19 protein-coding genes and 1 riboswitch are annotated in these 21,952 nt (G+C 39.3%); of the genes, 2 read left to right on the forward strand and 17 right to left on the reverse strand.

Going from position 1 to position 21,952, the window contains the following annotated elements; translation table 11 throughout:
• Window positions 1–73: 73 nt before the first annotated feature.
• From KFE17_04690 to rpsU, 4 genes are all read right to left on the reverse strand, one after another.
• Entirely contained in the window at window positions 74–772 is a 699-nt protein-coding gene (locus tag KFE17_04690) for a J domain-containing protein (GenBank protein ID QUO33620.1), read from the reverse strand.
• Complete coding sequence (locus KFE17_04695; protein QUO33050.1) at window positions 750–1,595, reverse strand: hypothetical protein; 846 nt, start codon at window positions 1,593–1,595, stop codon at window positions 750–752. Before KFE17_04695 ends, KFE17_04690 begins: the two co-directional genes overlap by 23 nt.
• 1 nt (window position 1,596) lies before the next feature.
• Complete coding sequence (locus tag KFE17_04700) at window positions 1,597–2,175, reverse strand: putative ABC transporter permease (GenBank protein ID QUO33051.1); 579 nt, start codon at window positions 2,173–2,175, stop codon at window positions 1,597–1,599.
• A 79-nt stretch (window positions 2,176–2,254) separates the two neighbouring features.
• Window positions 2,255–2,431 carry a 30S ribosomal protein S21 gene (gene rpsU / locus KFE17_04705; GenBank protein ID QUO33052.1) on the reverse strand — a complete coding sequence of 59 codons (177 nt, stop codon included), beginning with the start codon at window positions 2,429–2,431 and terminating at the stop codon, window positions 2,255–2,257.
• A 266-nt stretch (window positions 2,432–2,697) separates the two neighbouring features.
• Between rpsU and gmk the strand changes: the two genes are divergently transcribed.
• Window positions 2,698–3,384, forward strand: a complete 687-nt coding sequence (gene gmk / locus KFE17_04710; GenBank protein ID QUO33053.1) for a guanylate kinase — start codon at window positions 2,698–2,700, stop codon at window positions 3,382–3,384.
• 115 nt (window positions 3,385–3,499) lie between these two features.
• Here the strand turns inward: gmk and alaS are convergent, their stop codons facing one another.
• The 7 genes from alaS to KFE17_04745 form a co-directional block, all read right to left on the reverse strand.
• Complete coding sequence (gene alaS / locus KFE17_04715) at window positions 3,500–6,139, reverse strand: alanine--tRNA ligase (GenBank protein ID QUO33054.1); 2,640 nt, start codon at window positions 6,137–6,139, stop codon at window positions 3,500–3,502.
• Between the two features lie 334 nt (window positions 6,140–6,473).
• Window positions 6,474–6,549, reverse strand: a riboswitch (glycine riboswitch).
• A gap of 178 nt (window positions 6,550–6,727) precedes the next feature.
• Window positions 6,728–8,329: an AAA family ATPase gene (locus KFE17_04720; GenBank protein ID QUO33055.1), complete on the reverse strand. Its 1,602-nt coding sequence runs from the start codon at window positions 8,327–8,329 to the stop codon at window positions 6,728–6,730.
• A gap of 158 nt (window positions 8,330–8,487) precedes the next feature.
• Window positions 8,488–9,525, reverse strand: coding sequence for a hypothetical protein (locus KFE17_04725; protein QUO33056.1), 1,038 nt, complete (start codon window positions 9,523–9,525; stop codon window positions 8,488–8,490).
• A gap of 7 nt (window positions 9,526–9,532) precedes the next feature.
• The gene (locus KFE17_04730; GenBank protein ID QUO33057.1) at window positions 9,533–10,171 is read right to left on the reverse strand and encodes a corrinoid protein; all 639 of its coding nucleotides are present in this window, start codon (window positions 10,169–10,171) and stop codon (window positions 9,533–9,535) included.
• Between the two features lie 114 nt (window positions 10,172–10,285).
• A complete protein-coding gene (locus tag KFE17_04735; protein ID QUO33058.1) occupies window positions 10,286–11,344 on the reverse strand; it encodes an ABC transporter substrate-binding protein in 1,059 nt (352 codons plus the stop codon).
• A 30-nt stretch (window positions 11,345–11,374) separates the two neighbouring features.
• A complete protein-coding gene (locus tag KFE17_04740; GenBank protein QUO33059.1) occupies window positions 11,375–12,145 on the reverse strand; it encodes an ABC transporter permease in 771 nt (256 codons plus the stop codon).
• The gene (locus KFE17_04745) at window positions 12,138–12,950 is read right to left on the reverse strand and encodes an ABC transporter ATP-binding protein (GenBank protein QUO33060.1); all 813 of its coding nucleotides are present in this window, start codon (window positions 12,948–12,950) and stop codon (window positions 12,138–12,140) included. Before KFE17_04745 ends, KFE17_04740 begins: the two co-directional genes overlap by 8 nt.
• Before the next feature lie 301 nt (window positions 12,951–13,251).
• Between KFE17_04745 and KFE17_04750 the strand changes: the two genes are divergently transcribed.
• Window positions 13,252–13,566 (forward strand): helix-turn-helix transcriptional regulator, encoded by a 315-nt coding sequence (locus tag KFE17_04750; GenBank protein ID QUO33061.1) that lies wholly within the window; start codon window positions 13,252–13,254, stop codon window positions 13,564–13,566.
• Between the two features lie 66 nt (window positions 13,567–13,632).
• Here KFE17_04750 and KFE17_04755 read toward each other — a convergent pair whose 3' ends face one another.
• From KFE17_04755 to spo0A, 6 genes are all read right to left on the reverse strand, one after another.
• Window positions 13,633–15,141 (reverse strand): 4Fe-4S dicluster domain-containing protein, encoded by a 1,509-nt coding sequence (locus KFE17_04755; protein QUO33062.1) that lies wholly within the window; start codon window positions 15,139–15,141, stop codon window positions 13,633–13,635.
• Window positions 15,142–15,279: 138 nt separating this feature from the next.
• Entirely contained in the window at window positions 15,280–17,667 is a 2,388-nt protein-coding gene (locus KFE17_04760; protein ID QUO33063.1) for a homocysteine S-methyltransferase family protein, read from the reverse strand.
• An 11-nt stretch (window positions 17,668–17,678) separates the two neighbouring features.
• Window positions 17,679–18,335, reverse strand: coding sequence for a Vitamin B12 dependent methionine synthase activation subunit (locus KFE17_04765; protein ID QUO33064.1), 657 nt, complete (start codon window positions 18,333–18,335; stop codon window positions 17,679–17,681).
• Entirely contained in the window at window positions 18,328–19,200 is an 873-nt protein-coding gene (metF, locus tag KFE17_04770; GenBank protein ID QUO33065.1) for a methylenetetrahydrofolate reductase [NAD(P)H], read from the reverse strand. The genes KFE17_04765 and metF overlap by 8 nt, the downstream gene beginning before the upstream one ends.
• 170 nt (window positions 19,201–19,370) lie before the next feature.
• Window positions 19,371–20,807, reverse strand: coding sequence for a glycogen synthase GlgA (glgA, locus tag KFE17_04775; protein ID QUO33066.1), 1,437 nt, complete (start codon window positions 20,805–20,807; stop codon window positions 19,371–19,373).
• Between the two features lie 106 nt (window positions 20,808–20,913).
• Complete coding sequence (gene spo0A / locus KFE17_04780; GenBank protein QUO33067.1) at window positions 20,914–21,699, reverse strand: sporulation transcription factor Spo0A; 786 nt, start codon at window positions 21,697–21,699, stop codon at window positions 20,914–20,916.
• Between the last annotated feature and the right edge of the window lie 253 nt (window positions 21,700–21,952).

Genomic DNA, 21,952 nt, shown 5'->3' on the forward strand with positions numbered 1-21,952 from the left:
CTTGCTTGGAGCTATCTCTTTCCTGACAGCTCCTTCCTTTTTAATACTTCTTTGAAAAATCACTATTTACACCTTAAATATAATAACCGCCGCCCGGCACGCCGCAGCACATTCCACCGCCACAGCAACAATTACAAATAATATTGGCAAGACAGAGCTTCATACAGCAATCTCCACCACCCATAACGGTAGAACCATAAGGGTTCTGCATACCGCGATACCAACTGCTTCCTGATTCCAAACGCTGTACGAGTGATTGATACTCCCAATTCCCCGGGTCCATCTGCGATGCCTGTCTGGCATGTTCCAGCGCAAGTACATTATTGCCCGCCCCTGAATTGGCAATGGCACTGTAATAATACCATCTGGCATCTCTGTCCTTCAACTGTCCAAGCACATTCAAAGCTTCTTTATAATGCCCACTGTTAATATAATTTGCAGCTGCGCGTAAATACGCTGATTCCTGAGACTCTTCTTTCTGCTGATAGCCGCCGCCAAAGCCTCCATAGCTTCCAAATCCTCCGAAGCCTCCTCCATAGGAATAATCTCCTGCGCCTCCGGCACCTTGCGTCCGTTCCTTCATGATCTGCTCATATGCCTGTTGAACTTCTTTGAATTTGCGCTCTGCTTCATCTTTATTTGGATTATTAATATTGGCATCCGGATGATATTTCCGGCTCAATCCTCTATATGCTTTTTTTATTTCTTCATCCGTAGCATCTCTCGAAACTCCTAATATGCTGTATGGATCAAACATTTTCTTCCACCTTATCCTGATATCTCTTTTTATTTACTGCCTCATAGCGAAACCACACGCCAGAGTAAAGAATATTTCTCAAAATATCCAAATGCTCCAGAATGGGCAGCCGTTCAAATTCTGCCGAACACTCTGCCATCATCATAGTCAACATCATCTTCGTGTGTTCTCTGAAGTCTTCACGTTTCCATTCTTCCCGAAATGGGTTATAACTTCCATTTTCTAAATCTTTCTCAATATCCTCATACGCATCAAGCAAATAGATAAACTTTCCTAAATAAAATCCGATTTTTCTAAGGCTTTTCTCCCACTCATCTTTGCGATATGCGAAAATCTCAGCCATTACTTCACCAAATTTTCCTGCCATCTGCTCTGCTTCTAATGTACCTTTTGCCTCTTCAGCAGATATTTCTTTTAGGCAACTCTCAATCTTCCGGAGTTTTTCCTCATATGATATCCGCAGATTTTTCCCCTTTTGATTCAGCATCTTTCCATAGAGCAGTTTTCTCATATTTTTGTCATCATTCCAATCATCCTTACATTTATAATAAGTAAGAATGATATTCATATCTGCTGCATATGCCGTATATTCGCTTATTCTTGCCGGGTGTTTCGCAAACGGATGTGCAATACAACGCACCATCTTCTTCTCTACTTCCGGCTCATAAAGTGCCGTCAATAGGATATGAAGAAATGTCATATCGTAAGAGAGTGTCGTTTGTCCTATCATCCCATAACGTTCTTTTAATGACTGGCACAGTCCACAATAATAGGCATAATACATCTCAAAATCTTTTATTTTCATTTCCGGCTTATTAACAATAATATAACCAAACATGTTATCCCCTGAATCTTTCTGTCAGCATCTTTTTCCATTCGGGAAGCACATCTTTCTTTTCTTCATAGAAACTATGCAGAAAATCTCCAAGAAACAAAAGTATCAAAATACTTCCGGCAACTTTTCCAAAAGAGAGTGGAATCCCCTTCACAAAAGAAACGACCATTTTTTGCAAAAATCCAAATAAAAATACTGTATAGAATCCCCAGGCAATCGAGCTCTCCACGCAGAGAATCCCTTTGTAATTGAACGGTTTTTCTTTATAGTCCCACCAGAAATCCCCAAAAATCCGCAGCATCAGCAATGCAGTCAGAAATTCCAGTGTAGTAGCCAAAACAGAGCCATAAATAAATAGCAACAATGTATTGCTTTCATATCTTCGAAGTAAAAAATAGACTGTTAACGCCCCGACACCATAGATCGGACAAAATGGCCCTTTGGCAAATCCTCTGTTTGTTAATTTCCTATTACAAAAAGACATGTACAGAGATTCTACCGCCCAACCAAGTATGCTGTATGTTAAGAACCACCAGACAACCTGGTAAGAATCCATTCCAAAAATTACCTTATCCCACCACATTTTCTCTTCTCCAATGTATTGTATGATAGTAAAAATGGAGTGTTTTGTCAACACTCCACTTAATTTGCACATATTAAAATTAGTTATATTTACGTTTTCTTGCAGCTTCAGATTTTTTCTTACGTCTTACGCTTGGTTTCTCGTAATGTTCTCTTTTACGAATCTCCTGCTGGATACCAGCTTTTGCGCAATTTCTCTTAAATCTTCTTAAAGCGCTATCTAACGTCTCATTCTCTTTTACGATTACATTTGACATAGTCTCACACCTAACCTCCCTCCAGCCCTATATTGTGCAGCATACGACTGTTCGGGTATTTTTTTGCACTAATAGAATTATACCATATTTTTTCTGTTCGTCAACTGTTTCTTTTGAGAAACTTCCAGAAAAAGCAAAAAACTTTTTATCTACTTGTTAACAAATAATCTTTCATGTTAATAAAATATCTTTTATTGTGTTTCAATTTCGCAGCGTATATAATAATATTATGAATACAACAACTCTAGTACGAAAGGCGGCTGATAATGATGAGCACAGAAAAAAATTATTTTGATAAAATCGCAGAAGAAGGACAGTTGATCGTAATTTCCGGTCCAAGCGGTGTTGGAAAGAGAACAATTATTAATCAGTACTTAAAAGAACATCCAAATGCAACAAGATGTACTGCGGTAACAACAAGAGCTCCTCACGAGAACGAAGTAGATGGCAAAGACTATTACTTCCTTTCTCACTTGGAATTCGATCGTATGATCCGTTCACGTCAGATGTTGGAATACGGATATTATAATCGCAACGGATATGGTACTCCTCGCAAAGCTGTCGAGGAAGCACGCGCTGCCGGACATAATGTCATCCTCAATGTAGATGTTTCCGGAGCCATGAAGATTCGTTCCCTCTGCCCGGATGCAACATTGATTTTCATTGTTCCACCTACATGGGACGAATTGGAAGAACGTATTCGCAACCGCAACACTGAGACACAAGAGGAATTAGAAGAACGTCTCCTGATTGCCCAAGAAGAGATTCTTTGTGCGGCTCAGTATGACTATATTCTTGTAAATGACACTGTTGAAAAAACTGTTCGTCGGTTAGGACAGATCATTCATGGTAACCGCTACAGTAAAAACAGTATGAAAGCCTTTTTGGAAAGTTATATCGAAAGCGAAGTTGCAAGTCAGTCTGAACTTGTGAAAGAAGTTCTTTCCTTATAAATATTCTTTGATAATTCAATATCATTTTGTATATTGCATAAAGATCCCGAAGCTTCTCTCCTCTTAAGAAGCTTCGGGATCTTACTTATTTCCTTATAATATTTTATGTCTGATTCTATGCAAGCTGTTCTGCCAGTACCTCTTCTGCTTTTGCAAGAGCAGCATCTATTCCAGCCGGATTCTTTCCTCCTGCCTGAGCCATATTCGGGCGTCCGCCGCCTCCGCCGCCCACAAGACCGGCAATCGCTTTAATAAGATTTCCAGCATGTGCACCTGCTTTTACTGCAGCTTCTGTGGCAGTTACCATCAGATTCACTTTTTCACCCGCATCTGATGCAATCACAACAACACCTTCACCTAATTTTTCTTTTAGCTGATCACCAAGATCACGAAGACCATTCATATCAACGCCTTCTAATTTCACAGCAAGGAGCTTCGTTCCTGCAATTTCTTTTACCTGATTCATAACATCGCCCATTGCATCTTTCGCTAACTTACTCTTCAGGCTCTCTACTTCACTTCTCAATTCTTTATTCTCTGCCTGAAGATGTGAAATCTTTTCTCCCAATGTCTCCGGAGATGCTTTCAGGAGCTTCGCAGCTTCATGCATCTTCGCTTCCAGATCTGCATAATATGCCAGAAGTCCTTTGCTTGTCAACGCCTCGATTCTGCGGACTCCCGCTGCCACTCCTGTCTCGGAAAGGATCTTAAACGCTCCAATCTCATTCGTATTCTTCACATGGGTTCCGCCACAAAATTCCCTTGAGAAGTCTCCCATGCTGACTACACGGACTACATCTCCATATTTCTCGCCAAACAATGCCTGAGCCCCTGTCTTTCTCGCTTCCTCAATAGGCATGTTCACACATTCTACCGGATATGCCGCAGCAATTGCTTCATTTACAATCGCTTCTGTTCTTTCCAGTTCTTCTTTTGTCATCGCAGAAAAATGTGTAAAGTCAAAACGCAGTCTATGGTCATTATTCAAAGATCCCGCCTGCTCCACATGTGTTCCAAGTACTGTACGCAGCGCTTTCTGAAGCAAATGTGTTGCACTGTGGTTTCTTGCTGACAGACCTCTTTTCTCTGTGTCGATCGTAAGTGTTACCTGATCTCCAGTCTTCATCATACCGTTCTTCATATAACCGATATGTCCGATCTTACCACCAAGCAGTTTCTTTGTATCTTCTACAACAAATTCACCGTCTGCACATGTAATCACACCTGTGTCTGCTTCCTGACCACCGCTTGTCGCATAAAACGGTGTCTCTTCCACGAAAATAGTTCCATGTTCCCCGTCAGAAAGAGCATCTGTAACTTCTGTATCCGTTGTCATGACTGTAATTTTAGATTCATATGCAAATTGGTCATATCCTACAAATTTGGAAGTGATACTTGGATCAATCTGTTCATACACAGTTGCATCGGCACCCATGTAGTTTGTTACCCCTCTGGCTGCACGAGCTGTTTCACGCTGAACCTGCATACATTTCTGGAAGCCTTCTTCATCAACGGTATATCCCTTTTCTTCCATAATTTCTTTTGTCAGATCAAGCGGGAATCCATACGTATCGTAAAGCTTAAAAGCATCGTCTCCGGACAGTTCTTTTGCACCCTTTTGCTGCATTTCCTTCTCAATCTCCTGAAGAATTCCAAGTCCCTGGTCAATCGTCTTATTAAACTGTTCTTCTTCTTTCGCAATTACGTTTAAAATAAATTCTCGCTTCTCTTCTAATTCCGGATATCCATCTTTAGATCCTGCAATCACAGTCTCTGCCAGTCCCGGAAGAAACTGTCCTTCGATTCCAAGTAGTCTTCCATGACGACATGCACGTCTCAAAAGACGGCGAAGCACATAGCCTCTTCCTTCATTGGAAGGCATAATTCCGTCAGAAATCATAAAAGTAACGGAACGTATATGGTCTGTTACAACGCGAATAGAAACATCATACTGATCATTCTGTCCATATTCTTTCTCAGCAAGGCGGCAGATATGATCTCTCAACGCCTTTAATGTATCGACATCAAAAATAGAATCTACATCCTGAACAATTGAAGCAAGACGCTCTAATCCCATTCCTGTATCAATGTTTTTCTGTTCCAGTTCACTATAATTTCCTTTTCCATCGCTCTCGAACTGCGTAAAAACGTTGTTCCAGATTTCCATGTAACGATCACATTCGCATCCTACTGTACAATCCGGACTTCCACAGCCATATTTCTCACCGCGGTCATAATAGATTTCTGAACATGGACCACACGGACCGGAACCATGTTCCCAGAAATTATCTTCTTTCCCAAAACGAAAAATTCGTTCTTCCGGAATTCCCATCTCATCATGCCAGATATGGAAAGCTTCCTCGTCATTCTCATAGATAGACGGATACAGGCGGTTCGGATCAAGTCCTACTACTTCTGTCAAAAACTCCCATGACCAGCGAATCGCTTCTTTTTTAAAATAATCACCAAAAGAAAAGTTTCCAAGCATCTCAAAAAATGTACCGTGACGAGCTGTCTTTCCTACATTTTCAATATCACCTGTACGAATGCACTTCTGACATGTTGTCACACGTCTCTTCGGCGGAATTTCCTGCCCTGTAAAATACGGTTTCATTGGTGCCATACCTGAATTAATCAAAAGAAGACTTTTATCATTATGCGGCACCAGTGAAAAACTCTTTAATGCAAGATGTTCCTTGCTCTCAAAAAATTCAAGGAACATTTTTCTTAATTCATTTACGCCATAGTTTTTCATGGTTTTCCTCCTAATTGCTCTATTTACTCTTTAGATGTTAGCTCACACTATGTATAAATTATAAAGATGCGCTTTCCATTTGTCAACGCAGAAAAAAAGACAGGAAAGATTCTTCCTGTCAGCTTCAACGATTCTTATACCGATTGTGCGTCTGTGTGCATTCTCAAAGGAGGGGTGTTGTAACACAACATAATTGGAAATAAAAAAATAGCACACAGACATATCGGCTCTTGTCGCCTCAATCGTTGTGCTCTGTCCTTTTACCTGAAAGATTTCCCCTCTTCGGTCCAGCCGAAACAGCTGCCAATCTGCTTCTGCTGCCTTTCCAGAGTATCGTCCGGATATGGTCCTTTTGCCTGAGAGTTTTTTCACCTTCGGCGCTAATATATAGTCTCTTCCATATCTTTCAACCGATCCATATTTAAGCTATAATCAATCTAACACATTTTTTCCAAAAAATCAACTCTTTTTTTAACTTATTTACATTTTTTTCATCTGTCACTACTTATTAAACAGCTTTTTCTGAAAACTATATGGGAAATTTTAATAATTTCATTTGCAAATTTCCCATACGGTTTCTCGCAATTTTTATTTTCTTTCTGTTCTGGCAAAAAGCAATTCCGCAAAATCAACTTTCTTTTCCACATGCATCTTGTGAACTCGTTCCAGAAATTTCTCTGCATTCCAATATGAAATCTCTCCTGAAGGATTTTCCACTTTTTGATCCCCTCCAAGATAAATGACGGATCTGCTTTTAACTTCTCCAAAGTTTTCCCGGATATAATTTAAAAATAGTTCATTTCTCAAATGTCTTGTCTGTTCTTCTACAATTCTATCAGAATGTTTGATTTCAAATAAATGAACTTCTTGATGTTTCTGATCCAAAATCAGCATATCTGCCTCAGCAGTTTTCTTAATTTCCGGCAATAATACACTCAATTGAGACACATAATATTCTTTTGCGTCTACTTCCTGTAACCATAGATATGTTTCTGATAACAAAATATTTTCCAACAGGATTCCTTTTACAAAATGATCTGCCCTCTTTTTAAATTCATTCTGGTTTTCAATCTGACAAGACACATTCCAATATTCATCTTTGGACAAAATTTCTGTCAGCGCAGCTGCCTGTGCGTATACCATCCCCGGCTGCAGAATGATTTCCAACGGATTCTCTTTCCCTCCATGTCTCCAGGAACGATAACACGGAATTTCCCAAAAAAGATCCAATTCTTTTAAATAAAATTTCAACTCTTCCAAATCATTTTCCCGAAACACTGTTGTCATTTCTTCACGGTCTTTTACATGCAAAGCTTTTCCTATCACCCAGTTTACATCTTCCACTGCCAGTCCATCAATGACATCCGAATTTCTCGTATTATTCAATGTAGAATACAGCGGCGCACTTTTAAAATATTTTTGAATTGCCCTCACTGTAATCTGATAACTGAATTTGTTAATCATCTTATTGATAACAAATACTAATTCATCCTGATCATACAGCTCCGTCAAAACTGTCCTATGTTTCCTTACTTCTTCATTTTTTTCCAGTGAATGTAGTATATTATTGACAATTGCAGAATTCAAATATTGATCTCTCGATTGTTTTGTTTTATATGAACTGTCGGTCAATGTCCCTCCAAACTCTATATACTCATCAAGACTTTTTCCGCCAAGCAGCCTTGAGAATTCTGCATAAGACACATGGGAGGTATGAATTTCTTCTACCCGATCATATAAAATATTCATTTCTGCCAACCCAATTTCTAAAGAATCTGCTCCGGCCACAATAATTCTTGCTCCAAGAATTGGATACCCATCAGATAATGCATTGCCATACACTTGAAAATCTTCCAACTCTGTGATCTCATCAATGAATATATTTTTCATACCTTCCTGACGAATTAATTCGTTTAATGTAAATTGCAGCTGATACATATCACAACCTGTCTTACAAAGTAAATATACACTTTGTTTCTTTTGTTTTTCCGGCATTTCAGCAATACATTGCCGCATCATAACTGTTTTTCCAGTTCTCCGAATCCCATAAAGCGCACAGATTTTTCCCATAGGAGCTGGTTCTTGTTCCACATATTCTTTTAACTTTACATAGCAGTCTCTTTTCTTTGGATATGCTGTATATAGGAATTCTTCTCCTCGGTAAATATCTATATGCTTCCTTTGCTCCATGATTTTTTCCTCTTTTCCTGCAATTCACTATTTTCATTCTAACATACTTTTTCCGGAAACAAAATCCTTACTCTGCTTCCTGATAAAAACAAGGCGTTTCCTGTCAGGTAATACCCTATTCCGAAACGCCTTTTCCTTGATGTCGTTTTATTATCTGCCTAGCAATTACCTCCCAAAATCTTCTCCGCATCTCGCGCCGCCCGAATTAGTGCATGTATATTTTCTGGCGGAACATTTCCCGGAAGACCACAATCAGCACTTAAAATAAAGCCACCGTTTTCTGCTGCTGTCAGACATTGTTCCAGTCCTTCCTGATAAACTTCTTCTGCAGTCTTCATCAACATTGTAAATGCTGCCGGAACTTGTCCCATAAGCGCAACTTTGCTTCCATATTCTTTCTTTAAATATCCAAGATCTGCCTCTGAAACATGCAGTCCATCTGCACCTTCTTCTGTCGCAACATCAAATCTATCATTCCAATTTCCACAAGTATGTAAAATAATGGATGCTCCGGTTTTTTTGAGACGTTGGATAAAACGTTTATTATATGGAAGACACATTTCAACATAATGTTTTTTTGACATGCATGTTCCCCCTAGTGTTGGCATTGGAAGCCAGATAATATCACATCCTGCCGCAACAATCCGCTCAATGCTTTCTGCAATCGGATCTATAAGCAGTTCTGTTACTCTGTGGATGAAGTTTTTATTTTTAATGAGCGATAAATAGAAGTTAGCTCCATCCATCAATGCGGCCGCTGACATAGATGGGTTATCGGCAATGACCATAATCGGGTAATCCGGATCCGACTGTCTGAAAAGTTTTACCTGCTGAATAATCTTCTGCAAAGATTCACATTCATTAATATTGTATGGATGCAATTTATCGATATCTTTTTCTGTCAACACAGTACGTTCTCCATTAACAGAAACCTTACCACTTCTATCAATCAGGCCTTTCCCCATTTCTTCTACCACTCCTTGAAATACCTGTGTGATATTAGCGTCATATCCAAATTTTCTACGCGTTTCTATATTAGCTTTTACATAAACTTTCGGATTATTTGCATATTCCTCTGCAGTACACTGACTCTGTGCTGCTGCAAATGCTGCTGCCGTCAAAATCACAGGAATATGTCCTGTCTTCTCTAAAGATAATGTTTTTTTAACCAATTCTCTCATCGTTTGCTCTGCCATATTCCATCTACCTTTCTTCACTATATTCCTTTGCAATTTTTACAGTTTCCATTGCCGTTTTTGCAAAAGCATCTGCTCCTATCTTTTCTTTGAATTCTTCTGTAATAACTGCACCGCCAATGATTACTTTAACAGACTTGCGCAAATTCTCCGTCCGAAGCAATTCAATCGTTTTTCCCATAAAACTCATTGTAGAGGTCAAAAGAGCTGACATTGCAACAATATCCGCATGTTCTTTTCTGACCGCTTCTACAAATGCTTCCGGTGCAACATCATGCCCAAGGTCAATTACTTTAAATCCCGATGCGTCTAACAGTGATGCAACAATATTTTTTCCAATATCATGTGTATCTCCCTGAACAGTTCCAATCACAACTGTACCATATTTTTGTGTGTCTTCAGTTTTAATATAAGGCAAAATTACATTCATCCCCTGATTCATTGTCTCTAAGCCAAATAATAACTCTGGAATAAAGTATTCTCCTTCCTGATAAAGTTCTCCTACTTTTTCAATTCCCGGTATCAACGCCTGATCCAAAATATCAAGTGGTGAAATCCCCTCTTTTAATAGCTGTGTTACAGTCTCTACTACCACATCTTCTTCACCTTCAATGATACCGTTCGCAATTTTTTTCATTTCATCCATGGCATACCCCTCTTTGCTAAAATAAACTATTTATCTTGATAACAACTACAAAAGAGATCACTCCGTATTAACATGGAGCGATCTCTTACCGTTCTTCCTCTATGGATTTTATAACTATTTTACATTCTCAGCAGCTTTTAACGCAAACGATTCATCAACTAAATCTTCTTTTGCCACCGGTTCCGTAATCAGCTTTGAATCCATTGCCATTCTATTGATAGCATCGACTCCACTATCAGAAAAAATTCCATCTACAGACCAGATACCGTTTTCTTTGCACTCTTTCACAGCATTTTCCAACATTCCGTTTTCTGCAAACAATTCTTTTAGTGTGGTCACAATTTCTTCTGTGTTGCTCTCTTCTAGATACTGTGCCCCTTTATAACATGCATTCACAAATGATTGTGTAATTTCCGGATTTTTTTCAATATAACTTTTCTTTCCAAATACGATATACATTTCATAACTTTCAGAATCTAAAAGTTCTTTATGAACTTCTTTATCATAGATATCTACAGAAACATCATAGCCTGCCTCAATAAGCTGAGCCCGCAATTCCGGAGAAGCATAAGTAGCAGAAATTTCTCCATTTTCTAATGCTGCAATAACAGCACTATTCTTCATATTTACATAAGTAACATCACTATCTGGATTCATTCCTTCATTACTAATAATACTTCTTACAAAAGCTCTCGGAGACGAACCACTATCTGCCCCATTGACATTTTTCCCTTTTAAATCTTTTACAGAAGTAACATCTTTTCCCAAAAAGAAAGAATATGGATATGTATCTGTACATGTATAAATAAGTTCTGTATCTTGTCCTTCTGCAACAAATTTGCAAATCATTTCCGGCCCATATAAGCCAAACTGAGCTTCATCCGCCAATACCGGGGCTGTTGGCATATCACTCTGTACTGTTGTAATTTCTACATCTAAACCTTCTTCTTCAAAATATCCCAAAGCTTTTGCTACATATACCGGTGCCCACAAAATTCCTCTTGTCGGTTCACAAACAGAGATTTTTGTTAATTCTTTTTTCTCTTTCTCCTGATCTTGTGTCTGTGTTTCTGCTTTCGGCTCTTCTACTTTTTTCTCTTCTCCGCCGCATCCTGCGAGCAGACCAACAGACATAGCTGCCGCAAGCATCACTGCTAAAACTTTTCTCTTCATTACTGTTTCCTCCACTTTCTTGTGTTTTGTTTATCTATCGACAGTTGGCCTCCACTTTAATGCCAACTTATCAATCCTCTTTACAATTGCATCCAAAATAAACATAATTGTCATAAGCAGTAATACACATGAAATCACTCGTGTTATATTGTAATAACCTCCTGCAGTTTGAATTACCCAGCCCAATCCGGCTGAAGCTCCCAGATATTCTCCTACAATTGCTCCGAGCATTGCCGCACCTACTCCTGCTTTTAAACTAGCTAAAAGCCACGGAATACACGATGGCATAACAACTTTTGTTAAAATCTGAAACCGAGATGCTCTCATAAGTTTTAATGTATTAATTAACTGTATATCAACATCCTTAAAACCTGCATACACATTAAAAAATACTAAGAAAAATACATTGATCATTGCCATAAATATTTTTGACTTAATACCGATTCCAAACCAGACCACAAATAGTGGTCCTAATGCCAGCAATGGCAACCCATGAATCCCGACAAAAATCGGTTCTAAAATATTTACTAATATTTTATTATTTCCAATCACAAATGCAGTCACTGTTCCAAATAAGATTCCGTAAAATAATCCACAAAAAGCCGCATAAAGTGTAACTTTCAAATGCGGAAAAATATATCCCGTCATAAACATTTCTTTCAAGTCCTTCCAAACTGCTTTGGGTGAACTAAAAAACAATTGATTAATAAGACCTTTATCCGACAGAATTTGCCAGACAATTACAAGCATAACTAAAGAAATAATTAAAATAATCCTCGATTTTAATTTCGTTTTATCCATTGATAGTTTCCTCACTTCCACCAATTTCATCAAATGATAACTCATCTTTTATATCTTCCCAAATCTGCCTTTCTAATTGCAAGAACTTCGGATTATATTTACATTCCTCAATATTTCTCGGTCTTGGCATTTCTACGCGATACTCTGCTTTTATTTTCGATGGACGATTACTCAAAAGTACAATTCGATCTGCTAATGTGATCGCTTCGGCAATATCATGAGTAATATAAATAATTGTGTTTTTTCTTTCCGCCCACATTTTTAATATTTCAGCCTGTAATTTTTCTCTCGTAAACACATCTAGCGGTCCAAAAGGTTCATCCATATAAATAATATCTGGGTTTTGTGCTAATGCACGAATAATAACTACTCGCTTTCGCATACCTCCTGACAGTTCAAATGGATATTTTTTCTCAAATCCCTGAAGTCCACTTGCTTTCATCAACTCTCTTGCTTTCTGGATACGTTCTGTTTTTTTCATACCTTCAATTTCTAATCCAAGCGCAACATTAGATTCTATCTTTCTCCACGGCAATAAAGTATCTGTTTGTGAAATATATCCTATTTTATGGTTTCCTTTTTCAACAGATTCTCCATCAATCAATACTTCTCCTCTCGTGGGTGGAAACATTCCACACATAATATTAAGTAATGTACTTTTTCCACATCCACTTGCACCGACAATTGCTAAAAATTCTCCCTTCTCTACTTCTAAGTCAATGTTCTCAATTGCTTTTGTCACTTCGCCCTCTGCTGAAGTATAACAATGTTGAACTCCTCTTAAAGACAACTTACTTTTACTCATTTCTTCTTTTAATTCCTTTCAGACACTACATTTTTCTATTTGTTTTAAAACCCTAATTTGGTAATAATAAGTTCTTTGTTCAAAATTGATAATATCTGTCTTTTTCATATCCGTCAAATCGTTTTTTTGAATAAATATATAGATATTTTCTATGCACTTTTAAATATATAGGATTACACACTCTATTTTTATAAATTTCAAGTGTAAAATTCTCTATTTTCTTCTTTTCAAGGATTATAATTCTAATGAAACAAAAAAATATGGAATATTTTTCCAAATAAATCTTGAAAGGAGCATTCAAATGGATCATTTAGCCTTATTTTACAAAAGGTTATCACAGCTAAGAACAGAACAAGGCATATCTGCCCGGGATATGAGCCTTTCACTCGGTCAAAGCGAAAGTTACATTAATAAAATAGAGAATCAGAAAGCACTTCCTTCTATGACTTCTTTTTTCTATATCTGTGATTTTCTAAATGTTCATCCAAAGGATTTTTTTGATGAAACGGTAGAAAATCCTTTCCTTTCAAAAGAACTTGCCGATAAATTTACCGGTTTGACCGGAAAACAGCAGGAACATATTCTGAATCTGATAGATGATCTTCTAGCTAAGTAAAAAAACACATCCGCAGCTAAAATTCCTTTTGGAAACCAGCTCGGATGTGTTTCTATTTGTTTATGATTATTTTAATTCAATTTCTTCTAATTCTTTTGCAGGAAGCTGTTTGGAAGATCTGGAAACAAAATCTTTCAATGCTTTTTTCGCTTTTGGAATTTCAATATTAGTTCCAGCGCCGCCAATACATCCTCCCGGACAAGCCATTCCTTCAATCAAACAGCCGTTCATTTTACCTGCTTTTGCAAGTGCAAGTACCTTTTTGCACTCTGCAAGTCCTTCTGCATGTTCAATATGCACTTCTACGTCCGGATAGTATTCATTAATACATTTTTCGATTGCAGCCGCAACACCTCCTGCTGCTGCATATCCGCGCCCTGCTCCTGTAGCGTCATGGAAAGAAGACTCTGCTTCAAACTGTGAGAGATCAATATCTTTCGCATCAAACATTGCCTGCAGCTCTTCAAATGTAATGACAAAATCCACATCGCTCCGCACCGTAGTTCGCATTGCTTCTAATTTCTTTGCCGCACACGGACCGATAAATACAACTTTTGCATTTGGATGTTCCTGCTTAATCGTCCGCGCCGTAGCTACCATCGGCGTCAACTCCTGTGATACCCGGTCTACAAGATCCGGGAAATATTTCTTTGTCAACATTGACCACGATGGGCAGCAAGATGTCAAAAGAAATGGCAGATTTCCTGTTACAACTTCATTCACATAGTGATGTGCTTCTGAAATCGCACCAATATCCGCTCCTAAAGCTACTTCATACACTTGAGAAAATCCCAGCTCCTGCAATGCTGCTTTAATATTTCTCGGATTAATATAAGGTCCAAACTGTCCAACAAATGCCGGTGCGATCTCCGCAACAACTTCACCGCCCTCTTTCAGACAGCGAATCAGCTGAAAAATCTGAGATTTATCAGAAATCGCTCCAAACGGACAACTTACCATACACATCCCACAGGAAACACATTTATCTGTATCAATATGGGCACGTCCAAACACATCTGAACTGATTGCATTCACTCCGCATGCTCTTTGACATGGGCGTTCTTTTTTTGCGATAGCATCATATGGACAATGCGCTTTGCATTTTCCACATTTAATACATTTTGACTGGTCAATGTAGGATTTTCCATTGACCATTGAAATTGCTCCTTTCGGGCATACTTCTTTACAAGGATGGGCAAAGCAGCCTTTACACTGATTACTTACTTCGTATTTATTCTCTTCACAGGCAGAACAAGCAGAAGGAATGACCTGCATCAACGGCGGCTCATAGTATTTATCTGAAATATTACTCTCCTCAATCCCCGCTGTGAGATGAACCGGCTTATCTTCCGGACGCAGGGACATCCCCATTGCCAGACGCACTTGCTCACTTACCATAGAACGGATTCGATAGACTCTCTCTCTGTAATTTTCCGTATCTTCATTTACCAGGCGGTATGGGATAGCCTCGATATCTGCGTTTAGGCTCTCCGGTGTTGAATGGTAAGCCACACGCGCAATTTCTTCAAAAACCTTCCGGCGCATTTCGCGTACCGGTGTGTCTAATCCTCTCATGAATTGTCCTCCTCATCACTCACAGCATCGGTTGTCATTACCGAGTCTAAGATTGTTATTTTTTCTACAATCATCATACACGAATTCTCTTCTTGGAGCAACTAAAAAACTCAAAGTACTTCAAAAAATACAAAACAATTATTTTTTAAAAAGTTCCTTTGCATAATAGACAGACTGCATTGCATCTTTTCCATAAAAATCTGCTCCGATCAGATTGGCATACTCCTGATTCAAAACCGCTCCTCCTACCATAACCCGACAATCCGGTTTGCTTTTACGGAGAAGCCGTATCGTCTCTTCCATACTGGCAACAGTTGTTGTCATAAGCGCGCTAAGTCCTACAAGGCGAATGTTTTCTTTCAGCGCTGTTTCTACAATCCGATCCGGCGAAACATCTTTTCCGAGATCCAGCACCTCAAATCCGTAATTTTCCAGCAACACTTTTACAATATTTTTTCCAATATCATGAATATCTCCTTTTACTGTCGCAAGAATAATCTTCTCCCTCTCCTCTTGTGAAGAGCCGTTTTTCTGCATTGCCTCTTTCAAAATTTCAAATGCTATCTTTGCCGTTTCTGCGCTCATTAATAATTGCGGCAGAAAAACAGTTCCGGATTCAAAACCTTTTCCGACTTCATCCAACGCAGGAATTAAATAGGTATGAATTACAGAAAGCGCATCTTCGCCTCTGGAAAGCAATGCTTTTGTTGCCTGAGCGGCTTCCTGTTTCAACCCCTTTTCGATTGCATTTTTTAAATTCACAGATACATTTTCTGCTGAATGCCGAATCACATCTGATTCCTGCTGTCCATACCGGCAAATATAAGTTTCAAAATTTTCATCCTGGTTCATCAGCGCCCGATACGAATCATAAGACTGCATCATAGCATCAGAAGAAGGATTAATGATTCCGGCGCTTAATCCCTGCTGCAGCGCCATTGTATAAAATACTGCATTGAGCTGTGGACGATTTGGCAATCCAAATGAAATATTAGATACGCCAAGAATTGTTCTCACACCAAAACGTTCTCGCACAAGCCGGAGTGCCTTTAGTGTTGTTTTGGCACTCTCCGGATCTGAGCTGACGGTCATAGCGAGTACATCCACTACAATGTCTTTTGGCAAAATTCCGTATTTCCCGGCTTCACAGATAATTTTTCCGGCAATATCCGCTCTCCCTTCTGCTGTATCCGGAATTCCATTTTCATCTAAGGTTAATGCTACAACGACTCCTCCATATTTCTGTATCAGCGGAAAAACGGCATCCATTGATTCTTTTTTCCCATTTACAGAATTGATCATTGGCTTACCATTATAAAATCGCATTGCCCGTTCCATTGTTGGAATATCCACAGTATCAATCTGGAGCGGAATACTTGTCACGGACTGGAGTTCCGTAATGACTTCTGTCATTACTTCTTTTTCATTAATATCCGGAAGCCCTGTATTCACATCCAGAATATGTGCGCCCTTTTCCTCTTGGACAATCCCTTCCCGCAAAATATATTCGAGATCATGGGAGCGCAGCGCCTCTTTCAGACGTTTCTTTCCTGTCGGATTAATACGCTCGCCAATAATTAGCGGCACATCCGAAAATTCTACTGCCTGACTGTAAGATGACACGACGGTAATTGTCTTTTCTTCCGGAAGGCGGATTGCCTTTTTTTCACACAAAGCAATCATCCTTTGAATATGTTCCGGCGTTGTTCCGCAGCATCCGCCAACAGCCGAAGCTCCAAGATCTATGATTTCTTCCATCCGCTCTGCAAAAACATCTGGTTCTACATCATAATAAACCCGTCCGCTTTTTTGCTTCGGAAGTCCTGCATTTGGCTTAACGATCAATGGAAGTGAGCAATACTTCCTGAATTCTTTTACTAAGCCAATCATCTGTTCCGGTCCAAGCCCGCAGTTCATTCCAATTGCATCTACGCGAAGTCCCTCCAAAAGAGCTGTGACTGCCTCCACCGTTCCTCCGGTCAGCATTTTCCCTCTTTCATCAAATACAACTGTCACAAATATCGGAAGCTGCGTATGCTCTTTTGCTCCCAATACTGCTGCTTTTACTTCATAAGTATCACTCATAGTTTCTATATGGATGAAATCTGCTCCGGCTTTCTCACCGAGTTTCGCAGCCTCGCCAAACACCTGGCAAGCTTCTTCAAATTCCAGATCTCCGAGCGGTTTTAGCAATCTTCCCGTCGGTCCCAGATCCATTCCTATATAGCGTTTCTTTCCGCCGACTTGTCTGACTGCCCGTCTTGCATTTTCCAGTGCTGTTTGAATCACTTCTTCTAAAGAAACGTTTTGACTGTGAAATTTACACCGATTCGCACCAAATGTATTTGCAAGAATGAGGTCACTTCCGGCTTCCAGATAATCTCTATGGATTTGGCAAATGGCTTCCGGTCGTTCAATATTCCATAATTCCGGAAGTTCTCCCAGCTTTAGCCCTTTTTCCTGAAGAAGGGTTCCCATTCCGCCATCAAAAAAAAGCAGTTCTTTTCCTATTCTGTCTTTCAGCATGTCTCTTCTCCTTATCTTCTGTCATCTATGCGGTAGCTGCAGTCCTGTTTTCCACACATACTGCATCCTCTTTCTACTGCACTTGCACAAGTGTCTGCAATTCCTATAACAGCTGTTACCGACTTTATCGGTGTTAGCATGGAAGCTTCTGTCGTCATAAGGCCAATCTGCTTCGGCGCATCCAAAACTTCTAACAGATTTTTCTGGATGAAAATACTAAAATCTCCGTATCCGGGACTAAACCGCGGTCTTAAATATCTGCTTCCTGCCTTTTTCCCGATTTCTTCCTGTATCTGATCACAGTACTCCTCCAGAACTGCCGCCGCACAAGCCTGCAGAACAACTGCCCTGGCCATATTGGTATACTCATATCTATGAATCCTGCGATCCACCTCGGCTCCTAATGTAGCTGCAAAAACAGCTGCTTCTCTACAGCCCTTTAAATTCACAGCCAAATCTCTGCTGATAATCTTCAGCGCACCGAGTTGTATCTCCTGCTGTCGAACGAATACCGGAAAAAACCGAAAAACTGCTCGTTTTCTTTCCGCAATTGTTTGAAGCTCTTTTAGACATTCATGAATCAGATAAATGGTTTCTTCATCTGGTTTTGTATTCCCATAACCAAGATAACGGATTGCTTCCTGATACACCGTTCTTCTGCTACTCATGCTCAATCATCTCCGAAAGATTATTCATGATTGCTTCTGCCACTTCAGGCTTATTCATAGAATAAATATGAATATTCTGTATTCCATTTGCAATCAGACTAACAATCTGCTCTGTCGCATAGGCAATCCCTGCCTGCTTCATCGCTGCCGGATAACTTCCAAAGCGATCCAGCATAGACAAAAACCGCTCCGGAAGGAAGCTGCCGGACATTTTGCATATCCGCTCCATCTGTGCCGCATTTGTTACCGGCATAATTCCCGGAATAACAGGAATGGTAATTCCCTGTTCGCGAATGCGATAGAGAAAACTATAATACAGCGAATTATCAAAAAACATCTGTGTTGTAAGAAAATCCACTCCACATTCTACCTTTTCTTTCAATCTTCGTATATCATCTCTGCGATCCTGACTTTCGACATGCCCTTCCGGATAGCAGGCCGCACCGATACAAAAGTCGCCTGACTCCCGAATCTCTCTGATCAGTTCACTTGCATAACGATAATCTCTTGCAATCTCTACAGAAGAATCCTCCGGAATATCTCCTCTTAACGCAAGCACATTTTCAATTCCTGCATCTTTTAGTCCCCGAATAACTTTTTTTACCATCGCTTTCGTTGATGATACACACGTCAAATGAGCCAAACTCTCCATTCCAAGATCATGTTTAATATGTGATGCAATGCGAACCGTATTCTCACTTGTTCCTCCGCCCGCTCCATACGTCACGCTCATGTAAGATGGATTCAATCTTGCCATCTCATCTACCGCCTGGATTACAGTTGGATATTTCGCATCTGTTTTCGGAGGAAATACCTCGATTGAAATATGTGTTTTTCCGTCTTTTAATTTCTCGCTGATTTTCATATGCTGTCTCTTCTCCTATAAATTAAACACGTTTCAAAAACGTTTTTATCTTCTGTCCTGTGAAATCAAAAAACATCCTTCCCGGATGTCTTTCTTATGCTAAATGTCAAAGTAATACAACAACAGCAGGTCATCCCTGCTGTTGTCTCTTTCTCTGTATCATAAACGTACTACATTGACTCGTAGAGTTCCTCGTACTGTCTTGCTGAATTCTTCCAAGAGAAATCTTTCTGCATCGCACGTTCTACAAGTTTATTCCAGTCACGTTTTTTATCATAATAAATCTGTTCCGCATAACGCACTGTCGCCATCATCTCATGCGCATTATAATTACTGAAGCTAAATCCTGTTCCCGTCTTTTCATACTCATTGTATGGTTCTACCGTATCTCGAAGTCCACCTGTCTCCCGAACAATCGGAAGTGTTCCATAGCGCAGACTCATGAGCTGGCTTAATCCACACGGTTCAAATAATGACGGCATCAAAAATGCGTCACATGCCGCATAAATCTTATGTGACAATTGTTCTGAGTAAAAAATATTAGCAGAAACCTTGCCATTATATTTCCACGCGAAATGCCGGAACATATTTTCATACTGTTCTTCTCCGGTTCCAAGTACAACAATCTGAATACTGTCCTGACAGATCTCATCCATAACCCGCTGAATCAAATCAAATCCTTTCTGATCTGTCAGACGGGAAACGATTCCGATCATCATCACTTTCGGATCTTCCGTCAATCCGAGTTCTTTCTGAAGCGCTGTCTTATTCTTTACTTTTTCTTTACGGAAATTCTCTGCAGAATAATGCGCTTCAATCAATTCGTCTGTCTCTGGATTATATAAATCATAATCGATTCCGTTCACAATTCCAGAGAGACAATTAGATCTTGCATTCATTAATCCGTCAAGACGTTCTCCATAAAACGGCATCTTAATCTCTTCTGCATAAGAATGACTCACAGTAGTTACCCGATCTGCATAAACAATACCACCCTTTAAGTAGTTGGCATCTTTATAAGCTTCCAACTTATCCGGTACAAAATAGTATGCTGGAAGTCCTGTAATATTTTGAATTGTCTTTGTATCCCATGTTCCCTGGAACTTCAGATTGTGTATCGTAATAATTGTTTTAATTCCCCGGTAGTATTCTGCGCTGTAACGGAAATTATCCAGATACACCGGCACAAGTCCCGTCTGCCAGTCATGGCAGTGAATAATATCCGGTCTAAAATCAATCACCGGCAATGCGCTCAATACCGCTTTTGAAAAATATGCAAATTTTTCGACATCAAACCTAATATCACCATACGGCTTAAAGCCTGAAAAATAAAATTCATTATCAATAAAGTAATAAGTAACCCCTTCATACTGCATCGTTAAGATGCCGACATAGCGGTTCTCCCAGTTAAAGTCCATATAAAAATGTGTAACATATTCGAGCTTTGATTTCCATTCTTCTTTCATACACATATATTTCGGCAGCATGACACGCACATCATACTTCTCTTTATCAAAGCATTTCGGCAAAGAACCTACAACATCTGCAAGTCCTCCGGTCTTAATAAATGGTACACACTCTGAAGCTACAAATAATATCCTTTTCATATGCATTCCTCCATCATTCCTACGGTATTTCTATTATATCGTATTTTACTGCCAATGAAAAGATTTATCTTAGCTTTTTCTCATTCTCTCAATTCTGTTTCCGTTTCTATCTGTGCTTATATTCCAATTGAATTGTATCTGCGATCAATGCAATAAATTCAGAATTCGTTGGCTTTCCTTTTCCATTGCTGACAGTGTATCCAAATAATTCATCCAGTGTATCTAATTTTCCTCTGCTCCAGGCCACTTCGATCGCATGTCGGATCGCACGCTCAACTCTGCTCGATGTCGTCTGATGTTTTTTTGCAACTGTCGGGTATAGGATTTTCGTAATCGCACTTAATACATCCATATCTTCCACCGCCATCATGATTGCATCTCTTAAATAATGATAGCCTTTAATATGCGCCGGAATCCCAATTTCATGAATCATATTTGTTACATGACTTTCCAGATTCTCCTGCTCTTTTCCCTGACATGCCACAGCTGATTTTGAACTCCCTTCCCGCTTCGGACTAACACGCACACTCTTGATCCGATTTAACAACATTTCATTATTAAACGGTTTCATAATATAGTAACTTGCTCCCCGCTGAAATGCATCTTCTGTGATACGTTCCTGTCCTACTGCTGTTACAATAATAAATTCCGGCCGTTTTTTCATTGTTTTATCTGCATTGACAAGATCCATCACACTTAATCCATCAACTTTCGGCATAATTAGATCAAGCAGGACAACATCCGGCTCATTCTGTTTAATAATCTGCAGCATATCCTCCCCATTGTTTGCTTTTCCGACGAGCTTCAACTCCTTATCGCTGCTGACAATTTCCCCTAAAAGTTCCAATATTCTTTCATTATCATCCGCAACAGCTACATTTAACTGCCCCATTTTTTGTACCTCCTTTTCCTTTTCAAGCACCGTGCTCTGTTATTATAGCTGTCTGATTTTTTGTTCGCAAGGAAAAGTCATCTTATAATTTCGACATTCTTCTTGAAAATATTTGTTTTTCTACAAGTTTCTTGTAGTGTTCTTGCTTCTTTTGACGAAAATTTTCTAAAAATCGTAGATTTTCTGTATGAATTTTTTGTCGATCTTTTTATTTTTTTCCAGAATTCGCCTTTTATTTATGCACCTCTTGATT

This window comes from Faecalicatena sp. Marseille-Q4148 (genome assembly GCA_018228665.1).
Lineage (GTDB): Bacteria > Bacillota > Clostridia > Lachnospirales > Lachnospiraceae > UBA9414.